19 protein-coding genes are annotated in these 18,269 nt (G+C 52.8%); 18 read left to right on the top strand and 1 reads right to left on the bottom strand.

The features are described 5' to 3' along the window. Window positions 1-11: 11 nt before the first annotated feature. The 18 genes from OEV49_09880 (at window position 12) to OEV49_09795 (ending at window position 15,651) form a co-directional block, all read left to right on the top strand. Window positions 12-2,792, top strand: a complete 2,781-nt coding sequence (locus tag OEV49_09880; protein ID MDH3891380.1) for a M6 family metalloprotease domain-containing protein — start codon at window positions 12-14, stop codon at window positions 2,790-2,792. 179 nt (window positions 2,793-2,971) lie between these two features. Further along, entirely contained in the window at window positions 2,972-3,454 is a 483-nt protein-coding gene (locus tag OEV49_09875) for a transcriptional repressor (protein ID MDH3891379.1), read from the top strand. Next, the gene (locus OEV49_09870; GenBank protein MDH3891378.1) at window positions 3,451-3,681 is read left to right on the top strand and encodes a ferrous iron transport protein A; all 231 of its coding nucleotides are present in this window, start codon (window positions 3,451-3,453) and stop codon (window positions 3,679-3,681) included. The genes OEV49_09875 and OEV49_09870 overlap by 4 nt, the downstream gene beginning before the upstream one ends. A gap of 16 nt (window positions 3,682-3,697) precedes the next feature. Continuing rightward, window positions 3,698-6,133, top strand: coding sequence for a ferrous iron transport protein B (feoB, locus tag OEV49_09865; GenBank protein ID MDH3891377.1), 2,436 nt, complete (start codon window positions 3,698-3,700; stop codon window positions 6,131-6,133). Next, a complete protein-coding gene (locus OEV49_09860) occupies window positions 6,133-6,297 on the top strand; it encodes a hypothetical protein (protein MDH3891376.1) in 165 nt (54 codons plus the stop codon). The genes feoB and OEV49_09860 overlap by 1 nt, the downstream gene beginning before the upstream one ends. 60 nt (window positions 6,298-6,357) lie before the next feature. Beyond that, window positions 6,358-7,161: an energy-coupling factor transporter transmembrane protein EcfT gene (locus tag OEV49_09855; GenBank protein MDH3891375.1), complete on the top strand. Its 804-nt coding sequence runs from the start codon at window positions 6,358-6,360 to the stop codon at window positions 7,159-7,161. A 1-nt stretch (window position 7,162) separates the two neighbouring features. Beyond that, window positions 7,163-7,933, top strand: a complete 771-nt coding sequence (gene truA / locus OEV49_09850; protein MDH3891374.1) for a tRNA pseudouridine(38-40) synthase TruA — start codon at window positions 7,163-7,165, stop codon at window positions 7,931-7,933. Then, window positions 7,933-8,580, top strand: a complete 648-nt coding sequence (gene fsa, locus OEV49_09845; GenBank protein ID MDH3891373.1) for a fructose-6-phosphate aldolase — start codon at window positions 7,933-7,935, stop codon at window positions 8,578-8,580. Before truA ends, fsa begins: the two co-directional genes overlap by 1 nt. Further along, window positions 8,580-9,875, top strand: a complete 1,296-nt coding sequence (gene purB / locus OEV49_09840; GenBank protein ID MDH3891372.1) for an adenylosuccinate lyase — start codon at window positions 8,580-8,582, stop codon at window positions 9,873-9,875. The genes fsa and purB overlap by 1 nt, the downstream gene beginning before the upstream one ends. Beyond that, window positions 9,872-10,573 carry a phosphatidylserine decarboxylase family protein gene (locus tag OEV49_09835; protein MDH3891371.1) on the top strand — a complete coding sequence of 234 codons (702 nt, stop codon included), beginning with the start codon at window positions 9,872-9,874 and terminating at the stop codon, window positions 10,571-10,573. Before purB ends, OEV49_09835 begins: the two co-directional genes overlap by 4 nt. Then, the gene (pssA, locus tag OEV49_09830) at window positions 10,560-11,318 is read left to right on the top strand and encodes a CDP-diacylglycerol--serine O-phosphatidyltransferase (protein ID MDH3891370.1); all 759 of its coding nucleotides are present in this window, start codon (window positions 10,560-10,562) and stop codon (window positions 11,316-11,318) included. The genes OEV49_09835 and pssA overlap by 14 nt, the downstream gene beginning before the upstream one ends. After that, window positions 11,311-11,559: a phosphoribosylformylglycinamidine synthase subunit PurS gene (gene purS, locus OEV49_09825; protein ID MDH3891369.1), complete on the top strand. Its 249-nt coding sequence runs from the start codon at window positions 11,311-11,313 to the stop codon at window positions 11,557-11,559. The genes pssA and purS overlap by 8 nt, the downstream gene beginning before the upstream one ends. Next, on the top strand, window positions 11,559-12,272 hold the full coding sequence (purQ, locus tag OEV49_09820) for a phosphoribosylformylglycinamidine synthase subunit PurQ (GenBank protein MDH3891368.1): 714 nt from the start codon (window positions 11,559-11,561) through the stop codon (window positions 12,270-12,272). The genes purS and purQ overlap by 1 nt, the downstream gene beginning before the upstream one ends. After that, a complete protein-coding gene (locus tag OEV49_09815) occupies window positions 12,269-12,535 on the top strand; it encodes a DUF4321 domain-containing protein (GenBank protein ID MDH3891367.1) in 267 nt (88 codons plus the stop codon). Before purQ ends, OEV49_09815 begins: the two co-directional genes overlap by 4 nt. Window positions 12,536-12,562: 27 nt before the next feature. Continuing rightward, on the top strand, window positions 12,563-12,802 hold the full coding sequence (locus tag OEV49_09810) for a twin-arginine translocase TatA/TatE family subunit (protein ID MDH3891366.1): 240 nt from the start codon (window positions 12,563-12,565) through the stop codon (window positions 12,800-12,802). Between the two features lie 24 nt (window positions 12,803-12,826). Beyond that, entirely contained in the window at window positions 12,827-13,279 is a 453-nt protein-coding gene (locus OEV49_09805) for a hypothetical protein (protein ID MDH3891365.1), read from the top strand. 169 nt (window positions 13,280-13,448) lie between these two features. Next, a complete protein-coding gene (locus OEV49_09800) occupies window positions 13,449-14,474 on the top strand; it encodes a hypothetical protein (GenBank protein ID MDH3891364.1) in 1,026 nt (341 codons plus the stop codon). Window positions 14,475-14,481: 7 nt separating this feature from the next. Continuing rightward, a complete protein-coding gene (locus OEV49_09795) occupies window positions 14,482-15,651 on the top strand; it encodes an FAD-binding oxidoreductase (protein MDH3891363.1) in 1,170 nt (389 codons plus the stop codon). Window positions 15,652-15,789: 138 nt separating this feature from the next. On the opposite strand, the gene OEV49_09790 is transcribed toward OEV49_09795, so the two are convergent. Further along, entirely contained in the window at window positions 15,790-18,267 is a 2,478-nt protein-coding gene (locus OEV49_09790) for a protein kinase (GenBank protein MDH3891362.1), read from the bottom strand. Window positions 18,268-18,269: the final 2 nt, after the last annotated feature.

Here is an 18,269-nt window from a genome sequence, read left to right as displayed (position 1 = left end):
GAGATGAAAATATGAAAGACATGCAAAGGTTGATGACGATGGAAAAATCCAGGCTCGGAGTATTACTGATCATACTGTTGATAGGTTTCGTGATTCTAACCTCGCCGGTGTCGGCAGTGGCGCCCCATCCCGATGCGATTGAGAAGTGGAAAGCCGAGGGTGTCCTTGAACAGAAGCTGGCCAATCTCAGGGCCTTCAAAGAAGCAGGTGGGTGCAGCGCCGAAGAGCACACGCCGATCAGCCTGGATCGCTTCGGCCGTCCCCTGGCTCTGGCGAGTGATCAAACTTTCCAGGCCTCCATTATCGTCATATTGGTGGACTTCAGCGACAATGAGATGTCCGCAGGGGTCAGCACAACGCCTGCTCAGTTTGACTCCGTTCTCTTCTCCAATGACTACCACAACCCGACCGGTTCCATGGTCGACTACTACAAAGAAAACTCCTACGGTGATTTTGTTGTTAGAGGTGACATTCTTGGCCCCTACCGTATGACCCTGCCATACGCCTACTACGTAGGGAATGACGATGGTCTTAGCCGCGGACCCGAGTTGACAGCCGATGCCCTGGATTCGGCCCGGCTGCATGTGGCAAACTGGAACCAGTACGACATCAACAACGATGATATCTGTGATGGCTTGGTGATAATCCACGCCGGGGCCGGCGCCGAAGCCGGGGCCGTTGGTATCTGGTCACACAAAAGCAACATCCCCGCGGTTTATATCGACGGCGTGCAAATATCCGCCTACACCATGAATCCGGAGGAGACCGGCAACGAAATCTCACCCATCGGCGTGTTCTGCCATGAGTATGGCCACTTTTTGGGCTTGCCCGACCTCTACGATATATCCGATGCCGTAGGTTCAAATGGACTGGGCGATTGGGCCCTGATGGCGACCGGAAGTTATAACGCCGGGTCCCGACAGCCCGCCCACCTGACCGCCTGGTCTAAAGCTGAGATAGGGTTTCTGAGTCTTTTGGAAGTTAACAGCAACATGTCCCAGGTTGAGTTTCCACACGTGGAAGAAAACCGCGTCGCCTACCGCTTGCAGAACAGTCTCTCGACCGCTTACGAGTACTGGATCGTGGAGAATCGACAGCAGGTAGGATTCGATGTTGGGTTGCCTTCGTCGGGATTGTGTATCTATCATGTCGACAAACAGGCACCCGGCCCAAGCAATCAGAATCCCGAGTGGTACAGAGTAGCCATGGAACAAGCAGACGGCGAAAACGCGCTGGCTTTCGGCGGAAGCCGAGGCGATGGCGGCGATGTCTGGCCGGGGAGCAGCGATTCCCGTGAATTCCACGACCAGAGCGTACCCAACTCACGAACCAATCTTTTGGGGACCCTTTCAAACGGTGTTACCACTCGTATCGGTCTCTGGAATATCTCAAACTCCGGGATGACCATGACAGCCGACCTGGATGAAGACTGGTCACATCCCTGGCCGCTCCTGGTCGATCATGATTCGGTGTTTTTCGATGACGCTCAACCGGGTGGTGATGGCGACGGCATTCTCGATCCGGGGGAGACGATCAGTTTTTACGTCACTATGACCAACGCCATGCGTCTTTCGTACAATGCCACCATCAGACTTGAAACGAACCACCCCAGTGTTACATTCAATACCGATGAGGTGCTATTGTCACCGCAGTTCGATGATTCAGATCAAAGCAATCTGACCCCTATTACTTTTACATTGGCTGAGACTTTTGTCCCCACTATCGATTCTTTCTCCCTGACCATCGAGTGTGATTCCATAGCCGGTACTCCTTACAACGGCTGGACATCGAAAACATTTGGCCTGGAGGTCAGTCTCGGTCCGCCCCAAATTCTGATAGTCGACGATGACCGCGGTGCCGATTATGAAAACGTCTACACTCAGGCGGTGCACTACGACCTGGGCATTCCATATTCTGTCTGGCACAAGGCGGACAAGAGTTCACCCACCGGGGATGAACTCAAAAAGTATCCCAAGGTTTTCTGGCACACCGGCGACTGGGCTGAGGACGTATTCACGGCGGCCGATGTTACGGCCATGAAAGCGTATCTTGACGCCGGGGGAGACCTTATGATCTCGTCAATCTCCGGCGCCCAATCGCTGAATGCTCTCGATGTTGGCTTTCTGAACGACTACCTTGGGGCCAATTATACCGGCTCCTTGTTGTGGCCGTTCTTCCAGGGAGTCAGCGGAAATCAACTCGGCGATGGCACCAAGTACCGCTACATGCCGTCGGCGCCGTCGTCGATGCTCGATCTGGTGACTACCGTCTCCGGTGGGCAGGCTGCGTTCACCCTGGGTGGCAAAACCGACATTTGTGGAGTGTCGAAACAGACCACCTATAATTCTATTCTGTTGACATTCCCTATCGAGTATCTTTCGGACGCCTTCACTCATCAATCGTACAACACCAAGGCGGAACTGTTCGCACGCGTTGTTGACTTCTTCGGTGGGATACCTTTGGGTGTCGACGACGGCGACCCGCACGCCGCGCTGCCGGATAACTTCGATCTCCACCAGAACTATCCCAACCCGTTCAACCCATCGACGACCATCTCATACACGTTGCGCCGTCCGACCGATGGGAGCCTGCCAACGACAAATCTGTCCATCTACAATCTGCTGGGGCGTCGCGTGGTCACGTTGGTCGATAAAGTCCAGATTCCCGGTACCTACGAAGTCGAGTGGGACGGCTCAGCCCATACCGGACAACCTGTCGCTTCCGGCGTCTACTTCTACAAATTGAGCCGAGGCACCGATAGCCAGTCCAAGAAGATGATTCTACTCAAGTAGCAACTTTTGCTGCAACTTTTCTTTTTACAGCCGCCCCCGTGGGCGGCTAATTTATTGCCGGACAAGATGTTACGCCACCTAAAATAAATCGACATTGTTACGAAAATCACTTGACATTCTCTGAAATATGCCGTTATTGAAAATGAAAGTCGTTTTCATTTGGCCGTAAAGGATGACCTGTGAAGGACCTGCTCAGAACCAAAGGATTCAAGTCGACCCCGCAACGGGAGTTGATATTCGATTGCTTTTTGTCGGCTGGTCGGCACATAACGGTCGACGAGTTGTACCAGAAGGTTCGTCAGCAAGACCCTTCGGTTGGACACAGCACGGTTTGGCGTAACCTGAAACTGATCTGCAAACTGGGACTGGCGGAGGAAGTCAATATCGGTGATGGTATCACGCGCTATGATCGTACCACCCCGGAGCCGCACGGTCACTTGTTTTGCATGGAGTGCAAGAAACTGGTGGAGTTCGACGTCGGCAATGTCCTGAACCTGCTGAATGGGACGACTCAGGAGAGCCGGTTTCAGCCGGTCGGGTTCAAGATTGAGATTCAGGGTTACTGCTCCGACTGTCAGAAGGAACTGGGTCTGAGCGATCAGGACAGCGACGAGCAGCGCCCATCGAACGATGACAACAACGTAAGAGGTAATGTTAAATGACCTATCTGGATCGAATGCAGCCGGGGCAGCGTGGGAAAGTAATTGGTTTTGCCGATGACAGTCCGGTGGCACGACGGCTGGTGGAGCTGGGTGTAATTCCGGGCCAGTTACTGGAGTACCTCAGAAACGCACCGTTGCGCGATCCGCTTGAGATAAAGGTCGGGGCCAGCTTCTTGTCGCTACGTCGGGCCGAAGCCTCGCTAGTGGCGGTGGAGGTGGAGAAGTAGCTCCGACAGATTTTTGATGCGGCTACCCGCTGAAAGCAGTTCGACCTCCCGCTCAGGCCTTTTGGCTATATGCGGCAATCCCAATAGCGGCAAGACTACCATTTTCAATGCGATAACCGGGCTGGCCCAGAAGGTGGGCAACTATCCCGGCGTTACCGTCGAAAAAGTTACCGGCAGGTTCTTCTCAGGCGAAGAGGATCGTCGCCAGTTCGATTTGATCGATGTCCCGGGGACTTACTCGCTGGCCGCCTTCTCGCCTGACGAGTACATTGCGGCCAGAGCTCTGTACGAAGGGGTGGAAGGTCAGGATCGACCCGATGTATTGATCTGCGTTGTCGATGCGACCAATCTTCGTCGGGGGCTTTACCTGTTATTGCAGATACTTCAGATAGGTCTGCCGGTGGTGGTGGCGCTGAACATGATCGATCTGGCCGAGCGGCACAAAACCAAAATCAACACGGCTGAGCTTTCGCGGGCTTTGGGTGGTTTACCGGTCGTGCCGGTCGTAGGCAACCGTGGTGTGGGGATCGAGCGGTTAAAAAAGGAAGCGATCCGCATGGCCGAGCATCCGTTCCCGCCGGCCTGGGATAGATTCGACGACGAAACCGAACGGTTGGTTTCCGGGCTTGCCGGCAGCCACAATGCTCGTCATCGCACGCGGGCGGAACTCATGCGAGTCATCTTTGACCCCAGCGGTCCAGCCGAACAGAAGTTTATGGCCGATGCCCAGGAGCAGAACAAGGCCGTGTCGATAATGCAGATGCTCGAAGGCGGCCGTCTGGCAATCACGAAGCAATCCGGTTCACTGTCGTCGGCTGAAACCAATCTGCTAACCAATCGCGCTGCCGAGATTTGCAACCGGGTGGTGGAACGAGAGTCGGACGGCAGGAAGTCGGTGTCGGAGCAGGTGGATCGCTACCTGCTTCACCCGGTGCTGGGACCAATTGTGTTGGTGCTCACTATGACCATGGTTTTCCAATCTATTTTCAGTTGGTCCGAGCCGTTCATGGAGTTCATCGACTCCGGTTTTGGCGTGCTGGCCGCCTACATTGAGGGAGTTGTCCCGGCCGGTCCGCTGCAATCGTTGTTGGCCGACGGTGTCGTGGGCGGTGTCGGATCGGTGTTAGTGTTTTTGCCGCAGATCGTAATACTGTTTCTATTCATCGCGCTGCTTGAAGACTCCGGTTATATGTCCCGGGCCGCCTTTCTCGTTGACCGCATGTTTCGTTGGTGTGGTTTGTCGGGCAAGAGTTTTATCCCTATGTTGTCGTCTTTCGCCTGCGCAGTACCGGGGATCATGGCAACGCGCACGATTGAGGACCGCAAGCTTCGTCTGATAACGATTATGATCGCACCCCTGATGACCTGTTCGGCGCGATTGCCGGTGTACGCCATTATGATCGCCGCCTTTGTGCCCTACCAGAGTTTTCTGGGACCGCTCAATCTGCAGGGACTGGTGCTGACATCGCTGTACTTGTTGGGCATGGTGGTGGCTGTGATTGTGTCGTTTATACTGCAAAAGACTGTTCTGAAAACTGAGCGCGGGACGTTTATGATGGAAATGCCGTCGTACAAGGTGCCCACCTTGCGGTCGGTACTGATCCGTGTTTTCCACCGCGCCAAATCGTTCGTGGTCAGAGCCGGCACCGTGATTTTTGCCATTACTATTATTATCTGGGCGCTCAGTTACTATCCGCATTCGAAGGACATAAGGGCCAGCCACGATAGCCAGGTGGCTGCTCTCACTCGGGAATACCAACGGGCGCACTCCGACCGAGAAGCCGCCCTGGTTGCCATAACGGCCGGGTACGATGAGGCGCAGCGACAGACTACAAACAACTTCCATGCTGGCCTTGAACAACAGAACAGTGTTGTCGAGTTGGATAGGTTCTTTGCCGATGTATCGAACTACTCAGACGTACCAGCGGCTGCCGCCCAGACCTTGTACGATCTCCACCGACACCAGTGGATCAACGAACAGACGCTGGCGGACATGGACAACGAACTGGCCGGAGCCTACATGCGCGACTCTTACCTGGCCCGTTTCGGCCATCGGGTGGAGCCGTTGTTCGCGCCGCTGGGCTGGGACTGGCGGGTCTCGATGGCCGTGCTGGCTTCTTTTCCGGCCCGCGAGGTGATTATCGCCACCCTCGGTACCATCTACAACATGGGCACCGATGTTGACGCGGAAACTTCCACGCTGGTAGACAAAATGCGACGGGCTACCTGGGAGTCCGGCCCGAAAGCAGGCCAACCGGTTTTCACTGTGGCCGTGGCCTTGTCGATCGTGGTCTTTTTCGCTCTGTGTTGTCAATGTGGTGCAACTCTGGTAACAATCCGCCACGAGGCCGGGCGATGGTTATACTCCGGTGTGGTGTTTGTCTACATGACTACCAGCGCTTACCTGGCGGCACTGGCTGTGTATCAAATTTTCAGTGGTATGGGGTACTGATGGACATTCTGTGGCAGCAGGTCATTATAGTGGCTGCGCTGGTCGCGGCCGGCGCCTATCTTATACGACGAGCCATTCGTCGTCCGGATCGGAAAGCCGTTTGTACGCGGTGTCGCTGCAAGAAGAACGATGTTCTGGATCGCGGTGATCTCAGGCGTCTCTAAGTCATTTGACTCGGCCAGAGGGGGCGCATATATTCCGGTGAAAGTGAGGTAGTAGAGAGTTTGTTTGCAGATGTTCCGATAATGTTGGGGCAGTATCGCCCCATCGATTCCTATCTCCATCGGCTAGACGCCCGGGCCAAACTTCTGCCTATTGTGCTGGTACTTACGCTGGCCTTGTTGACCGATTCCATCGTCTTCTATGGTGTGATCATGATGATTCTGATTGCGGCGCTATTGACCAGCGGAATAAGGCCGCGCAACCTAATGCGTAATTTCCGGCCGGTCATTCTACTGGTCGTGCTGACTTCGGCCTATCACTTGGTTTTTTCGGGTGGCAACTCGGATGTGCTGGTCGATATTTTCGGCTGGTCCATCACCACTGAGGCAGCCTGGCTGGCCGGGTTTTATTCGATGCGGCTGTTGTTGTTTGTCTCCATTGCTTTCCTGATGACGCTGACCAACTCACCATCTGAATTGGCCGAAGCATTCAGCACAAGCCTGAGACCTTTGGCCAGACTGCGACTACCGGTGTTGGAACTATCGATGATTCTGTTTATGGCCATCCGATTCATTCCGATTCTATACGAAGAGTTCGCGGCGGTTCGGAATGCTCAAATCATCCGCGGCGTTGACTTCTCCGGTTCGGCCTTGAGCCGTCTCAGGAAAAGTAGTTTTATCATCATCCCGGTGTTTGTGGCGGCCATTCAGCGAGCCGATGACATCGCTCAGGCCATGCAGGCGCGCGGATATCGATGTGGTCGCGCTCGCACCAGCTATCTGAGTTCGCACTTTGGACGCCCGGAATCATTGTTCTGTGTCGGCTCGGTGCTTCTGGTGTTGGTGGCATTTGTTGTGACGGGTTGAGATGGCTGAGCAGAATGTCAGGCTGAAAATCGAATATGAGGGCACCAGCTACGCGGGATGGCAGATGCAGGCGAACGTGCGCTCGGTGCAGGGCGAAATCACCGAGGCTATAAAAAAGATTACCGGCCAGGATGTCCGCCTGATCGGGGCTGGGCGTACCGATGCCGGTGTTCATGCCCTGGGACAGGTGGCCAATTTCCATATCGATCACCACCTGCCAATTGAAAAATACCGCGCGGCGCTCAACCACCACCTCGACGATGACATTGTCATCAGAGAAGCCCTGGAAGTCCCTTTGGAGTTTCACGCCCGATTCGACGCTCGGCGCAGGCGCTATCGCTATCTGTTGGGTACCAAGCGTTCGGCTCTGTACAGACATCAAAGGTGGGATCATCCACACCTGATGGACAGTTCACTATTGAATCAGGCAGCGGCAATGATTGTCGGTGAGCATGATTTTAGCCCGTTCTGCGTGACTTCCTCGCTTAAAGAGGACAATCGTTGCACTATTGAGTACTCGCGCTGGTTTTTTTGGGGTGACTTGATGATCTATGAAGTCAGGGGAAATCGGTTCCTTCACCACATGGTCCGGGGGCTGGTGGCCACGATGGTCAATCTGGCTCGTGTTAAACCTGACGACAACAAGCAAAACTTGACATTGGACGCGTTCGAGGATATCATGGAAAACGCTTCTTGCGATCGCGTTGTGTTCACTGCTCCGGCCGCCGGGTTGTACCTGGTCTCGGTCGGATATGACGAAGGAAAGGCCTGATGAAGTTCTTTATTGACACCGCTAATCTCGATGAAATCAAAGCGGCTGCATCGATGGGGGTGCTGGACGGCGTTACAACCAACCCCTCGCTGGCCGCCAAAGAGAGTACGCCCTATCGCGAACTGCTCGCGCAAATCTGCAAAGTTGTTCCCGGACCGGTTTCGGCGGAAGTATTCGCGACCGATCACGACGGGATGCTTAAAGAGGCCGATGAACTCGCGGCCATTGCCGACAATATCGTCGTTAAGATACCTACAATCCTCGAAGGTTTGAAAACGATTCGCACCCTGACAGAACGCGGCATCACTACCAACGCCACGCTTGTCTTCTCGGCCTCGCAGGCGCTATTGGTGGCCAAGGCGGGGGCTGGTTTCGTCTCGCCGTTTGTCGGTCGGCTCGATGACATATCCTCCGACGGCATGGATCTCATCGGAAAAATCCTGACCATATACCGCAACTATGATTTTGAAACAGAAGTGCTGGTGGCCTCTTCGCGTCACCCCATGCATGTAGTCGAGTCGGCTATGATGGGTGCCGATGTAATCACCATGCCTTACGATGTAATCACAAAACTGATCAAGCATCCATTGACCGACATAGGTCTTGACAAGTTTCTCGCTGACGCGAAGAAAGTGCCGCAGGGCTGATGATCGAAAGATACACATTGCCGGAGATGGGAGCGCTCTGGACCGATGAAGCGAAATTTGGGACATGGCTGGAAGTCGAGGTGGAGGCAGCCCTGGCTATGGCTCGGCACAAAGTGATTCCGGCCAAGGCGGCGAAAGTTATCGAGAAGAAGGCTGCCTTCGATGTAGATCGCATCAACGAAATCGAAGCCGAAGTCAATCACGACGTTATTGCTTTTCTGACATCGGTGTCAGAATTCGTCGGTCAGGAGGCAAAATACCTGCATTTCGGCATGACATCTTCCGACATGTTGGACACGGCCCTGTCGTTAACGCTCAAGCGCGCCTCCGCCCTTATCGACAAAAAGATTGCTCAAGCGCTAAAACTGATCAAAGCACTTAGCCTCAAGTTTCGCAAAACGCCGTGCATCGGACGTACTCACGGAGTTCTGGCCGAGCCTACCTCCGTCGGTTTGAAATTCGCCGTTTGGTATACCGAGCTGAGCCGACGGCGACTTGCCTTCAAGGCAGCGGCCGACGGTGTCGCTGTCGGCATGATTTCAGGTGCGGTGGGTAATTTCGCCAACGTAGACCCAAAGATCGAAGCCGACCTCTGTCGCCGACTTAAGCTACGCCCGGCCGAGGTGTCGACACAGGTGATTCAACGGGATCGCCATGCCGAGTATCTGACTTCACTGGCTTTGCTGGGTTCGTCGCTTGAGAAGTTTGCGACGGAGATACGTAATCTCCAGCGCACCGAGATTGGAGAAATGGCCGAAGGATTCACCAAAGGTCAAAAGGGTTCATCGGCCATGCCACACAAGAAGAACCCGATAACGGCCGAGCGCATCACCGGGATCGCCCGATTGTTACGCGGTTATGCATTATCCGCCATGGAGAATGTGCCGCTGTGGCATGAGCGGGATATCGCTCATTCTTCGGTGGAGCGGGTGATACTTCCGGACGCCACGATCATCAGCGATTATGGTCTGCAAAAGTTTGTCGATCTATTGCAGGGTTTGGTCGTAGATAAGAAACGTATGCTTGAGAATGTTTACTATGGCGGCGGCCTGGTGTTTTCGCAGCGACTGCTCTTGAAACTGACCGGACCGGTCGGCTCGCGTGACAAGGCGTACCGAATGGTGCAGCGGCATGCCATGGCCGCGGCGGAAGGTCACGGCCTGTTTCGAGAGAACGTCGAGAACGACTCTGAGATCAGCAAATACCTCAGCAAGGATGACATAGACAACTGCTTTGAATTGGAACACTATATGCGCAACGTCGATGCGATTTTCAAACGGGTATTCGGCCGATGATTGTACGAGAAGGTCTCTCAATTATTTTCATCATGCTCTGTCTCACGGTCGTGGTTCTGCTGCTGGCCTCGCGGTTCGACAGTCGAATCCTGGCCTGTGCAGCCGCGCTGTTCGCATTGCTGACAGTTTTCACCGTGTTTTTCTTCCGCGATCCGGCCCGTAATTTCGACGGCGAACCCGGTATGCTGGTGTCGCCCGCTGATGGGCGCATTCTCAGCGTGGAGAAAATAGAGCATCATGATTTCATCGGCGGCCCTGCCTGGAAGGTCTCGATTTTCTTGTCCGTCTTTGATGTTCATGTGAATCGTATCCCCTGCACGGGCTCTATAGATTACGTCAAGTACAATCCGGGCAAGTTCTTCAAAGCGTTTTTGGACAAGGCGTCCGATGAGAACGAACATACCGAGATCGGCATGACCACACCAACGGGGCAGCATTTGATCGTGAAACAGATTGCCGGACTCATCGCCCGGCGGATAGTTTGCCGGTTGCACCCGGATGACCAGGTAACAACCGGGGCGCGCTTCGGTCTGATCAAATTCGGCTCGCGTACCGAACTGCTTGTGCCGATAGATTCGAAAATTCTGGTCGCCGAGGGAGATCATGTCAAGGGTGGAGCCACTGTTATCGGCAAGCTGGTCGAGGCCATGGGGACTGATCTCAGTGACTCATCACAGGCGCACAATGTCGAACTATAAAGGCATTTTCCCGGGCACATTCACCATGGGCAATGTTGTCTGTGGATTCCTGGCCATCCTGTCCTCCTTTGAGGGGAATATTACAACCGCCTGCTGGCTGATAATTCTGGCCGCTTTTCTTGATGCACTCGACGGGAAGGTGGCGCGGCTGAGCGGTAGTTCCTCAAGGTTCGGGGTCGAGCTGGACTCGTTGGCCGATTTTCTGTCCTTTGGGGTAGCCCCGGCGGTAGTGGTCTATGCAATCAAACTGAATGACCTGGGCAAATGGGGTTGGCTGGTCTCAGTTGTCTACATCATGGCGGCTGCTTACCGGTTGGCCAGGTTCAATCTGTTGGCCGAAACCGAGGAAAAGAAAGACTTTGTCGGTCTGGCGGTACCGGTCCCGGCAGTGGTAATAGTATCCTACATTATATTCTGTTTTGACTTATGGGGTGAGTTACAGTATGATCGCATCCTGGTGTCGATGATAATCCTGTTTGCCTTCCTGATGGTGTCGCAAGTGCGTTACGACGCACTGCCGGAAAACTTCGGTAGCCGAGAGAACCGTATCAAACTCATCGCGCTCATCATCGCTTCGGCGGCCATACTTTTCAGTCCAAGACTATTGTTGTTTCCGCTCGGCGCCGCCTATATATTGTTCGGAATAGTAAGGGAGCTCGTCCGGCTGTTCGGCAAGAGTATAGAAAAAGTAACCGGAAGACCATACCCCAGACGTCGAAATGACAGGAACAATCAGGATGAGTGAGAACAAAAAAGCTGTTGTCTACGTGAAACTCAAGGAGGGAGTCCTGGACCCCCAGGGTGTGACAATTCACAAAGCGCTTCTGCAGATGGGATACGATGATTTTGTGTCGGTTCGGTCAGGGCGTTTCTTTGAGCTTGAGATCGATGCCTCAAGCGGTGATGTCGAGCGTAAGATCGATGAAGTTTGCTCCAAGCTCTTGGCGAATCCGGTGATCGAGAATTACGTGGTGGAGAAAATGTAGTGAAGGTAGGCGTAGTAACATTTCCCGGCTCAAACTGTGACTACGATTCTTACTCGGCGGTCAGGCATATCCTCAAAGAGGAGGTGGAGTTTCTGTGGCACCAATCGACCGACCTGGCCGGATGCGACATGGTGGTTCTGCCGGGTGGATTCGCCTACGGAGACTATTTGCGGGCCGGAGCTATCGCACGCTTTTCGCCCATCATGGAAGAGGTCATAAAGTTCGCCCATGCAGGCGGTTTGGTGCTGGGTATTTGCAACGGCTTTCAAGTGCTGACCGAATGCGGATTGCTGCCCGGCGCCTTACTTCGCAATCGGCATCTCCGTTTCAGTTGTAAGTTCGTTTACCTGCGGGTCGAAAACTCGGACAGCCGGTTTACCTGTGAAAGCGCCGTGGGCGCGGTGCTCAAGATTCCGATAGCGCACGGTGAAGGAAACTACTACTTCCACGATGATCGGATTCGTGAGTTGGAGGACAACGGGCAAGTGCTTCTCAGGTATTGTGACCGGGCGGGGAAGGTGACCGATGAAGCCAATCCGAACGGATCGTTGAACAACATTGCCGGTATCCTTAACCGTGAAGGAAACGTTCTGGGCATGATGCCGCATCCAGAGCGGGCGGTGGAAGAACTGATTGGCTCCACCGACGGGCTTGAAATATTTGGATCGGTCAGGGCGGCCTGCGCTCAGATGGCCGAGGCGGGAAGCAAATGAAACGGCGCGAGTTGACATTTATAATTGTCGCTCTCCTACTTGGCGCCGTAGTCGGCGGTTTGGTTGGTGATATCATAGGGACATTTCTCCCCCCGGGCGCGGCCAAGACGTTGTTTACCAAGTCGATTGAGATCGGATGCGATACCTTTAAGGTTGATTTTTACGCAATTTCATTTACCTTTGGGTTGACCTTGAAGATAAACTTCATGTCGATGCTGGTACTGTTGTTGGTGATAGTCTATTTCCGATGGTGGTACTTGTAGACCGGCTGAAAACTTAAGAGGTGTACCATGTTTGGCCTGGGTTGGCCCGAATTATTGCTGATATTTGTGGCGGTTCTCTTGTTGTTTGGCGCCAAAAGGTTGCCGGAGATCGCCTCCGGGCTGGGTAAGGGGATTAGAGAGTTTAAGAAGTCGGTCAAGGAAACGACCGATGAACTGAAAGGCTCGCTCGATGAGGCGCCCAAAAGCCCGCCGGCGCCGAGGGTGGATCCGCCACCGAGTACGGATAGTAACAAGAAACCTGAATAAGCAAAAAGCTGTTGTCTAATTCATATGAGTGCTAACTTCGCCCAGAGTGATGCCGACAAAATCGGTGAGGTGCTGGCTGCTGAGTCGGTCAGTTTCGAGTCCGATCATTATCGTCTCAAGTTGAATAACGAAGAAGAGCGACGGACTCTGGTCCTGCAAATCTACCCCGAGGTGACTCTGGGAAAAGCGCGTGGGATGTTGGTGGTGGTGTACACCGGCAACTCGCATCTGCAGCTGCACAATTGCACCGGCTATGTAACCTCGGAGGAACTTGGCGAGGTTACTTTCGTGTCTGAGAAACCGGCCCAACTTTCCGGTTTGGTGGTAGAGCGCGGCGCATCCTGTTCGTTGTACGGCGGCATGCACCGCGACTTGATTTCGTCCGACTTTACACAACTCGGTGTTGAGGCCATGCTTTCCGGTGTGGCTATGTCTTTGGTCGAAGATATCCTGACTACCGACGAGGAGAAAGACTAGTCAGTTGGGAACTGGATGGGAGAGATGCGGAGGTATCTACCTGCCGCTGTCTGTTGGTGGGCATTTTGCTTCCATGCCTGATACGGCCACAACGGTTATAATTCGCAGGCGACGCTGGAGAGATTCTGGATAAGACGATATAACGCATGGCAAGGGGAAACTTGGGACTATGAAAACTGATAGCCAAGACGAGCTAGGAAATGGTAAGAAGGTTGTCGCGGAAGCCGATCTGAAGCATGCCCTAAAGGAGGCCCTGAAGGACATTCGAAAATTCGAGAAGCTATTGAGTTTTAGACTCATTTTTTACTCCATTGTGGCGGCGAGCGTTCTGAGCACGATTCCGTTTACGTTCAAAGTAGGTGTAAGCTACCTTCTTTTCATCTCGATCATACTTTTTATAGCTATTATCGAGACCTTCTTGAGGTTAGATGAAGGTGATTACATCACGAACATTACACCCAACCTCGTTTTGTTTATTTTCCTTTTTGACATCTTCTTCATTCTCGGGACATTTATGTTATCGGCATCGTTTCTGAGTGATTATGCTGACTTCATTACCGGTCTGTCTGGAGTGGTTCATCTTTCCATGGATGAACTGACTGAGAACTATCTACACGTCGACAAGGTTGAGCCAATTGCGGTGCTAATGCTAATCTTGTTTGTGCTATTGCTTGTCAGAGGTTGGGTGGATAGGCAATTCATAAAGGACACGAAGACAATAAAAACTCATTGGGCTCTGTGGGGTACTACCCATACTCTTGCTGTAGCGATTTGTTTAGTTGTCTTGTTCTTCCTGCACAAGATCGATGAGCAGTATAGCAGGATTATAGATCAGGATGATGTTATTGCAGATCTTGTTAGTTTACCAAATGACTCACCTTTTGTTGAAGGGGCACTCCAGAACTACCCCAAGACTGAGTCTGACACCGCCGGCGCCACGAAGAGAAAGGCAATTGTATATTCGCTTAATCAGAGCATTGGGCACCATCCAGAGGTCATCCGAGCAATAGTAAGGTATTCACTGGATAATCCAAATGGGCAGAGCGTCTCAGAGGTGCGGTGGTATCTGAAGTGGATTTTCAGAATATCCTTGGCCTCACTGATATTGGTATTCGTGTACTTATTCATCGTTTACTCAAAAATAATCACACTGAGGTTTGAGGGGACCCTCCACGGCCCTAAGGAAAGCTCGTAGGTCAACTATGAAGAGTAAAGTGACTATATGTGGCGGTGGTATTGCAGGTCTATCATGTGCAATCACCTTGCTTAAGGTAGGATATGATGTTACAGTGATAGACGAGTTTCAGAGTGGAACCACTTTTGAGCAGAGCGATGTTAGCGATGATGTCAACGTGTTTGTCTTAGGTGAATCAGACAAATTACTGATCGAGAGTCTATTGGAAACTACCTTTGTATCTGCCTCCAAAGTAACCTGTTTAAGCAATAAAGGGAGTTATGTGATCCCATGCGACCGATTCCGAATCGCTCGGAAGGGCTACACGAGGAACTCCTTTAATAGCAGGTTACACAGTGTAGCAGCCCAACTCGGAGCAAAGTTCCAAAGTCAGCCAGCTGTGATCCCTGACACCGGTTCAGATCAGGAGGTGGTTCTGGCAATGGGAAACGGGGCTAGTCAATTCGATTATTGTCTCTATGGGTGGCGGTTCAATGTTGAATGCAGGATTCCAGACAAAAGCGTGCTCTTTGATGTTTGCTCCATCACCGACTCATATTGTTATGCTGCAAGGCTCGGGAGTAGCGTCACAATAGTTCTTCTATCCAAGCGTGATCTGGAGGATAGAGTGGTAGCAGATTACTACAGGAATCGTTTGAGAAGCGTGATTGATGGTTCAATTGAATTCACCTGTACCCCTTTTGTATATCCCATGCCGACCCGGTTGCGTGATCCTTACCAGCGTAACATGATTGGGACAATGAGAGGGATAAACGACAGCTTGTTCTACTTCGGTTTCTCGGATTCCATTGTAGATGGAATAAACTACGGGTTATGGCGAGCCTTTGAAGACTATAACGCGGGTTCTTTTCTGAGGAATAACTTCAGAAAGCACGCTCTGATCGAAATCGCAAACTTCCTTAAGAATGTGTTTCACTATTTTGGGAAGAAGGAACTATTTGCCGAGATGATTCTCAAGAACAGGCTTCTGACCGACTGCTTCATCGGTTTAACCTCTACTTCGTTTTCCGAGGATCTTGCTGAGTCCATAGGGAGAATCACGACCGGTTGGCGTCATCGGAGTGATGCCAAAACGACGGCACCACTTTCTGGGCGAATTCGACCATCCACTGGCGGTGGGTTTACAGCTATTGACTCACCCTTCGACTCCGCTCAGGGTGACACGGTCAAGTCGTAGTCAAATCACCCTTCGGCGCCGCTCAGGGTGAAGTATTGAGCACACTATGGTGCGTGCATGATGACACAGTGAAATAAACCGCTGCGACTTAGGTCACAGCGGCTGTTTGCTTTTGCGTGTACCTGCACTCCAGCGGGATCAACCCTTACCGGCGAAGGCTGCTACGAAATCCTTCAGGTCGCCCATGACATCGGTGGCCTTCTGGTATCGTTCATCCACATTCTTTTTGAGCGCGCGGTCGACAATACGATCGAACAACAACGGCACCTGCGGGTTGATGTTCGACGGCTTCTGCGGTTCCTGATGCAGAATCGAATAAATCAACGAAGTGATGTTCTCGCCTTTGAACGGTCGTCGTCCCAGCAGTAGTTCATACATAACCACACCGAGGCTGAACAAGTCGGCTCGCTGATCCGAAGCCTGGCCTTTGAGTTGTTCGGGCGACATGTAGTTGGGCGTGCCCATGGCGATACCGGTTTTGGTCATAGAACTGGATTCAACGCGGGCGATACCGTAATCCATGACTTTGGCCCGGTAGTCTTTTGTTATCATGATATTGGCCGGTTTGATATCGCGATGGACGATGCCCTGTTGGTGCGCGTACTCAAGGGCCGAACAAATCTGCATGATAATCTCGGCAATGATCCGATAATTGAACTTGGTCTTTTTCTTGATCATGTCTTCGAGGGTACGACCTTCCAGGTATTCCATGGCGATGTATTGCAGGTGTCCCTCGCTGCCGACGTCGTAGATGGTCACGATGTTGGGATGCGAGAGTTTCCCCGCCGCCTGGGCTTCGCGATGCAAGCGTTCTTTGAGTTCGGCCATTTCTTCCGGATCGCTGACGAAATCGAGTCTGATTGTTTTGAGCGCGACCGGTCTGTTAATGGCCGGATCGACACCGCGGTAGACGGTGCCCATAGCGCCCTTGCCGAGAATGCCGGTAATCTGATAGCGTCCGAGACTCTTCAACTCCGTCGCCATGATACCGGATGGCGGTGTATCCATTGTCGGAGATGGTGGCTCGGCTTCCACAAAAGTATCCCCCTCAGCAGTCGACTGTGGCGAGATTATCTCCGGTTCGGGGGCGGCCGTGTCGGCTATGGGAATGTCGGCATCGATGGTGCGATCCTGCGATTGCGGCACCGATTCGGCCATGGCCGGGGTGGCGCTGGTTTCATCGACCGGTGTGTCGATATCTATAGCTTGGTGGTCGGATATGCTGGGTGCCTTCTCGTTATCAACGCTGAGTACGGCCGTCTCCAGATTATCCTGATCGTTGGTGCCCGCGGTGATCTCACGGACGGGAACGGCAGCCATTGGTGTTGGCTGAGCCGCCACGGGCTTGGATGTTTTGGCGACTTTGTCCGGTGTTGCCTCGGCTGTTCCCTTGAGAAATCCCGCTTCCAGGATAGCTGCGGCAAATACGAACAGCAATATCTCAAGGCCGATAAAAACCGTTGTCGGAGCCATGTTGAACGAACTGATCATAAAGTAATTGATGTTACCCAGAATAATCAATCCACTCACCAAAATGATGATTCGATGGAGCAACGATACCTGGGGCAGTACAAAAGCACAGACGGCGCCAAGCAGGAACAGAACTATCAGGTTCATGCCTGTGCGTCCATGTTGGATTTTGAGTACGTCCCGGCTAATAATGTTATCGATCACACTGGCCGTAATGTGGTACTTGGGAGTTACAGCGTCCTTGGGAGTGTGAAACGTCTCGGTGATTGATGGATCATCCAGGGTAACCAGTACTACCTTGTCTTTTATCCGGCTGAAATCAAATCCCTCACCCAGCACATCGGAGGCTGAGAAGTGTTTGAAAGAGCTGGCTTGGTGGTGTCGAATATAGCTGGCGCTGGAATTGTTGACCGGGATTGCGCCATGCCCGGTGACCTCGATCAGATTGCCTTCGGTGATTCTGACATCATCGGCCTTGACATCCAGAAAAGCAGCGGCCGCAAGGAGCGACGTCGACGGATAGTAGTAGCCTTCATAGTTCATCACCAGAGGTTGATGTCTGAGCACACGGTCGTCATCCGGCATGATGTAGTTGAACCCGAGTAAGGGGTCATTCTCAAGGAGTTTCTCAGCCGGCAGAAACACTTTCCGGACCTGCAGGCTGGCGTCTTCGTCCATAAGCCCCAGCGGGTTTTCAACGGCCAGTGAATGGTTGAACAGATGCTTTGGATTGTTGGTCTTACTGCTGCGATAGGTGGCCAGGGCGATATCGTAGGTCAGGACTACGTTTTCCATCCATGACAATTGCCCGGCCAAAACACCGGTGTAACCGGCGGAATCCTGGAAGGCATCCTCGCTAAGGTCAAAATCGGCCACGATAACCTTCGGTTCGCCGGTTGCTGTTGCCGCCAGTAGATCGGCGATCAGATCACGATTCCACGGCCAGGTTCCAAATTCATCCTGGGCCCGACCGTCGATAGTTACCAGCACGACATTCGAGCGCTCACTATCTGATGTGGTCATGGTTACCAGCAGATCGGTCACCGTCTGTTGCAAGCTCTGGAGGGGTCCGAAGTTATTAACGTACAGGATCACCACGAAAATGGAGATCAGAAGAAAAAGCACGTATGATGTATACTTGCTCATGT

Source organism: Candidatus Zixiibacteriota bacterium (genome assembly GCA_029860345.1).
Taxonomy (GTDB): Bacteria; Zixibacteria; MSB-5A5; order GN15; family FEB-12; genus JAJRTA01.
The sequence above is the reverse complement of the archived record's forward strand: the minus strand, read 5'-3'. Positions and strand labels throughout refer to the sequence as shown.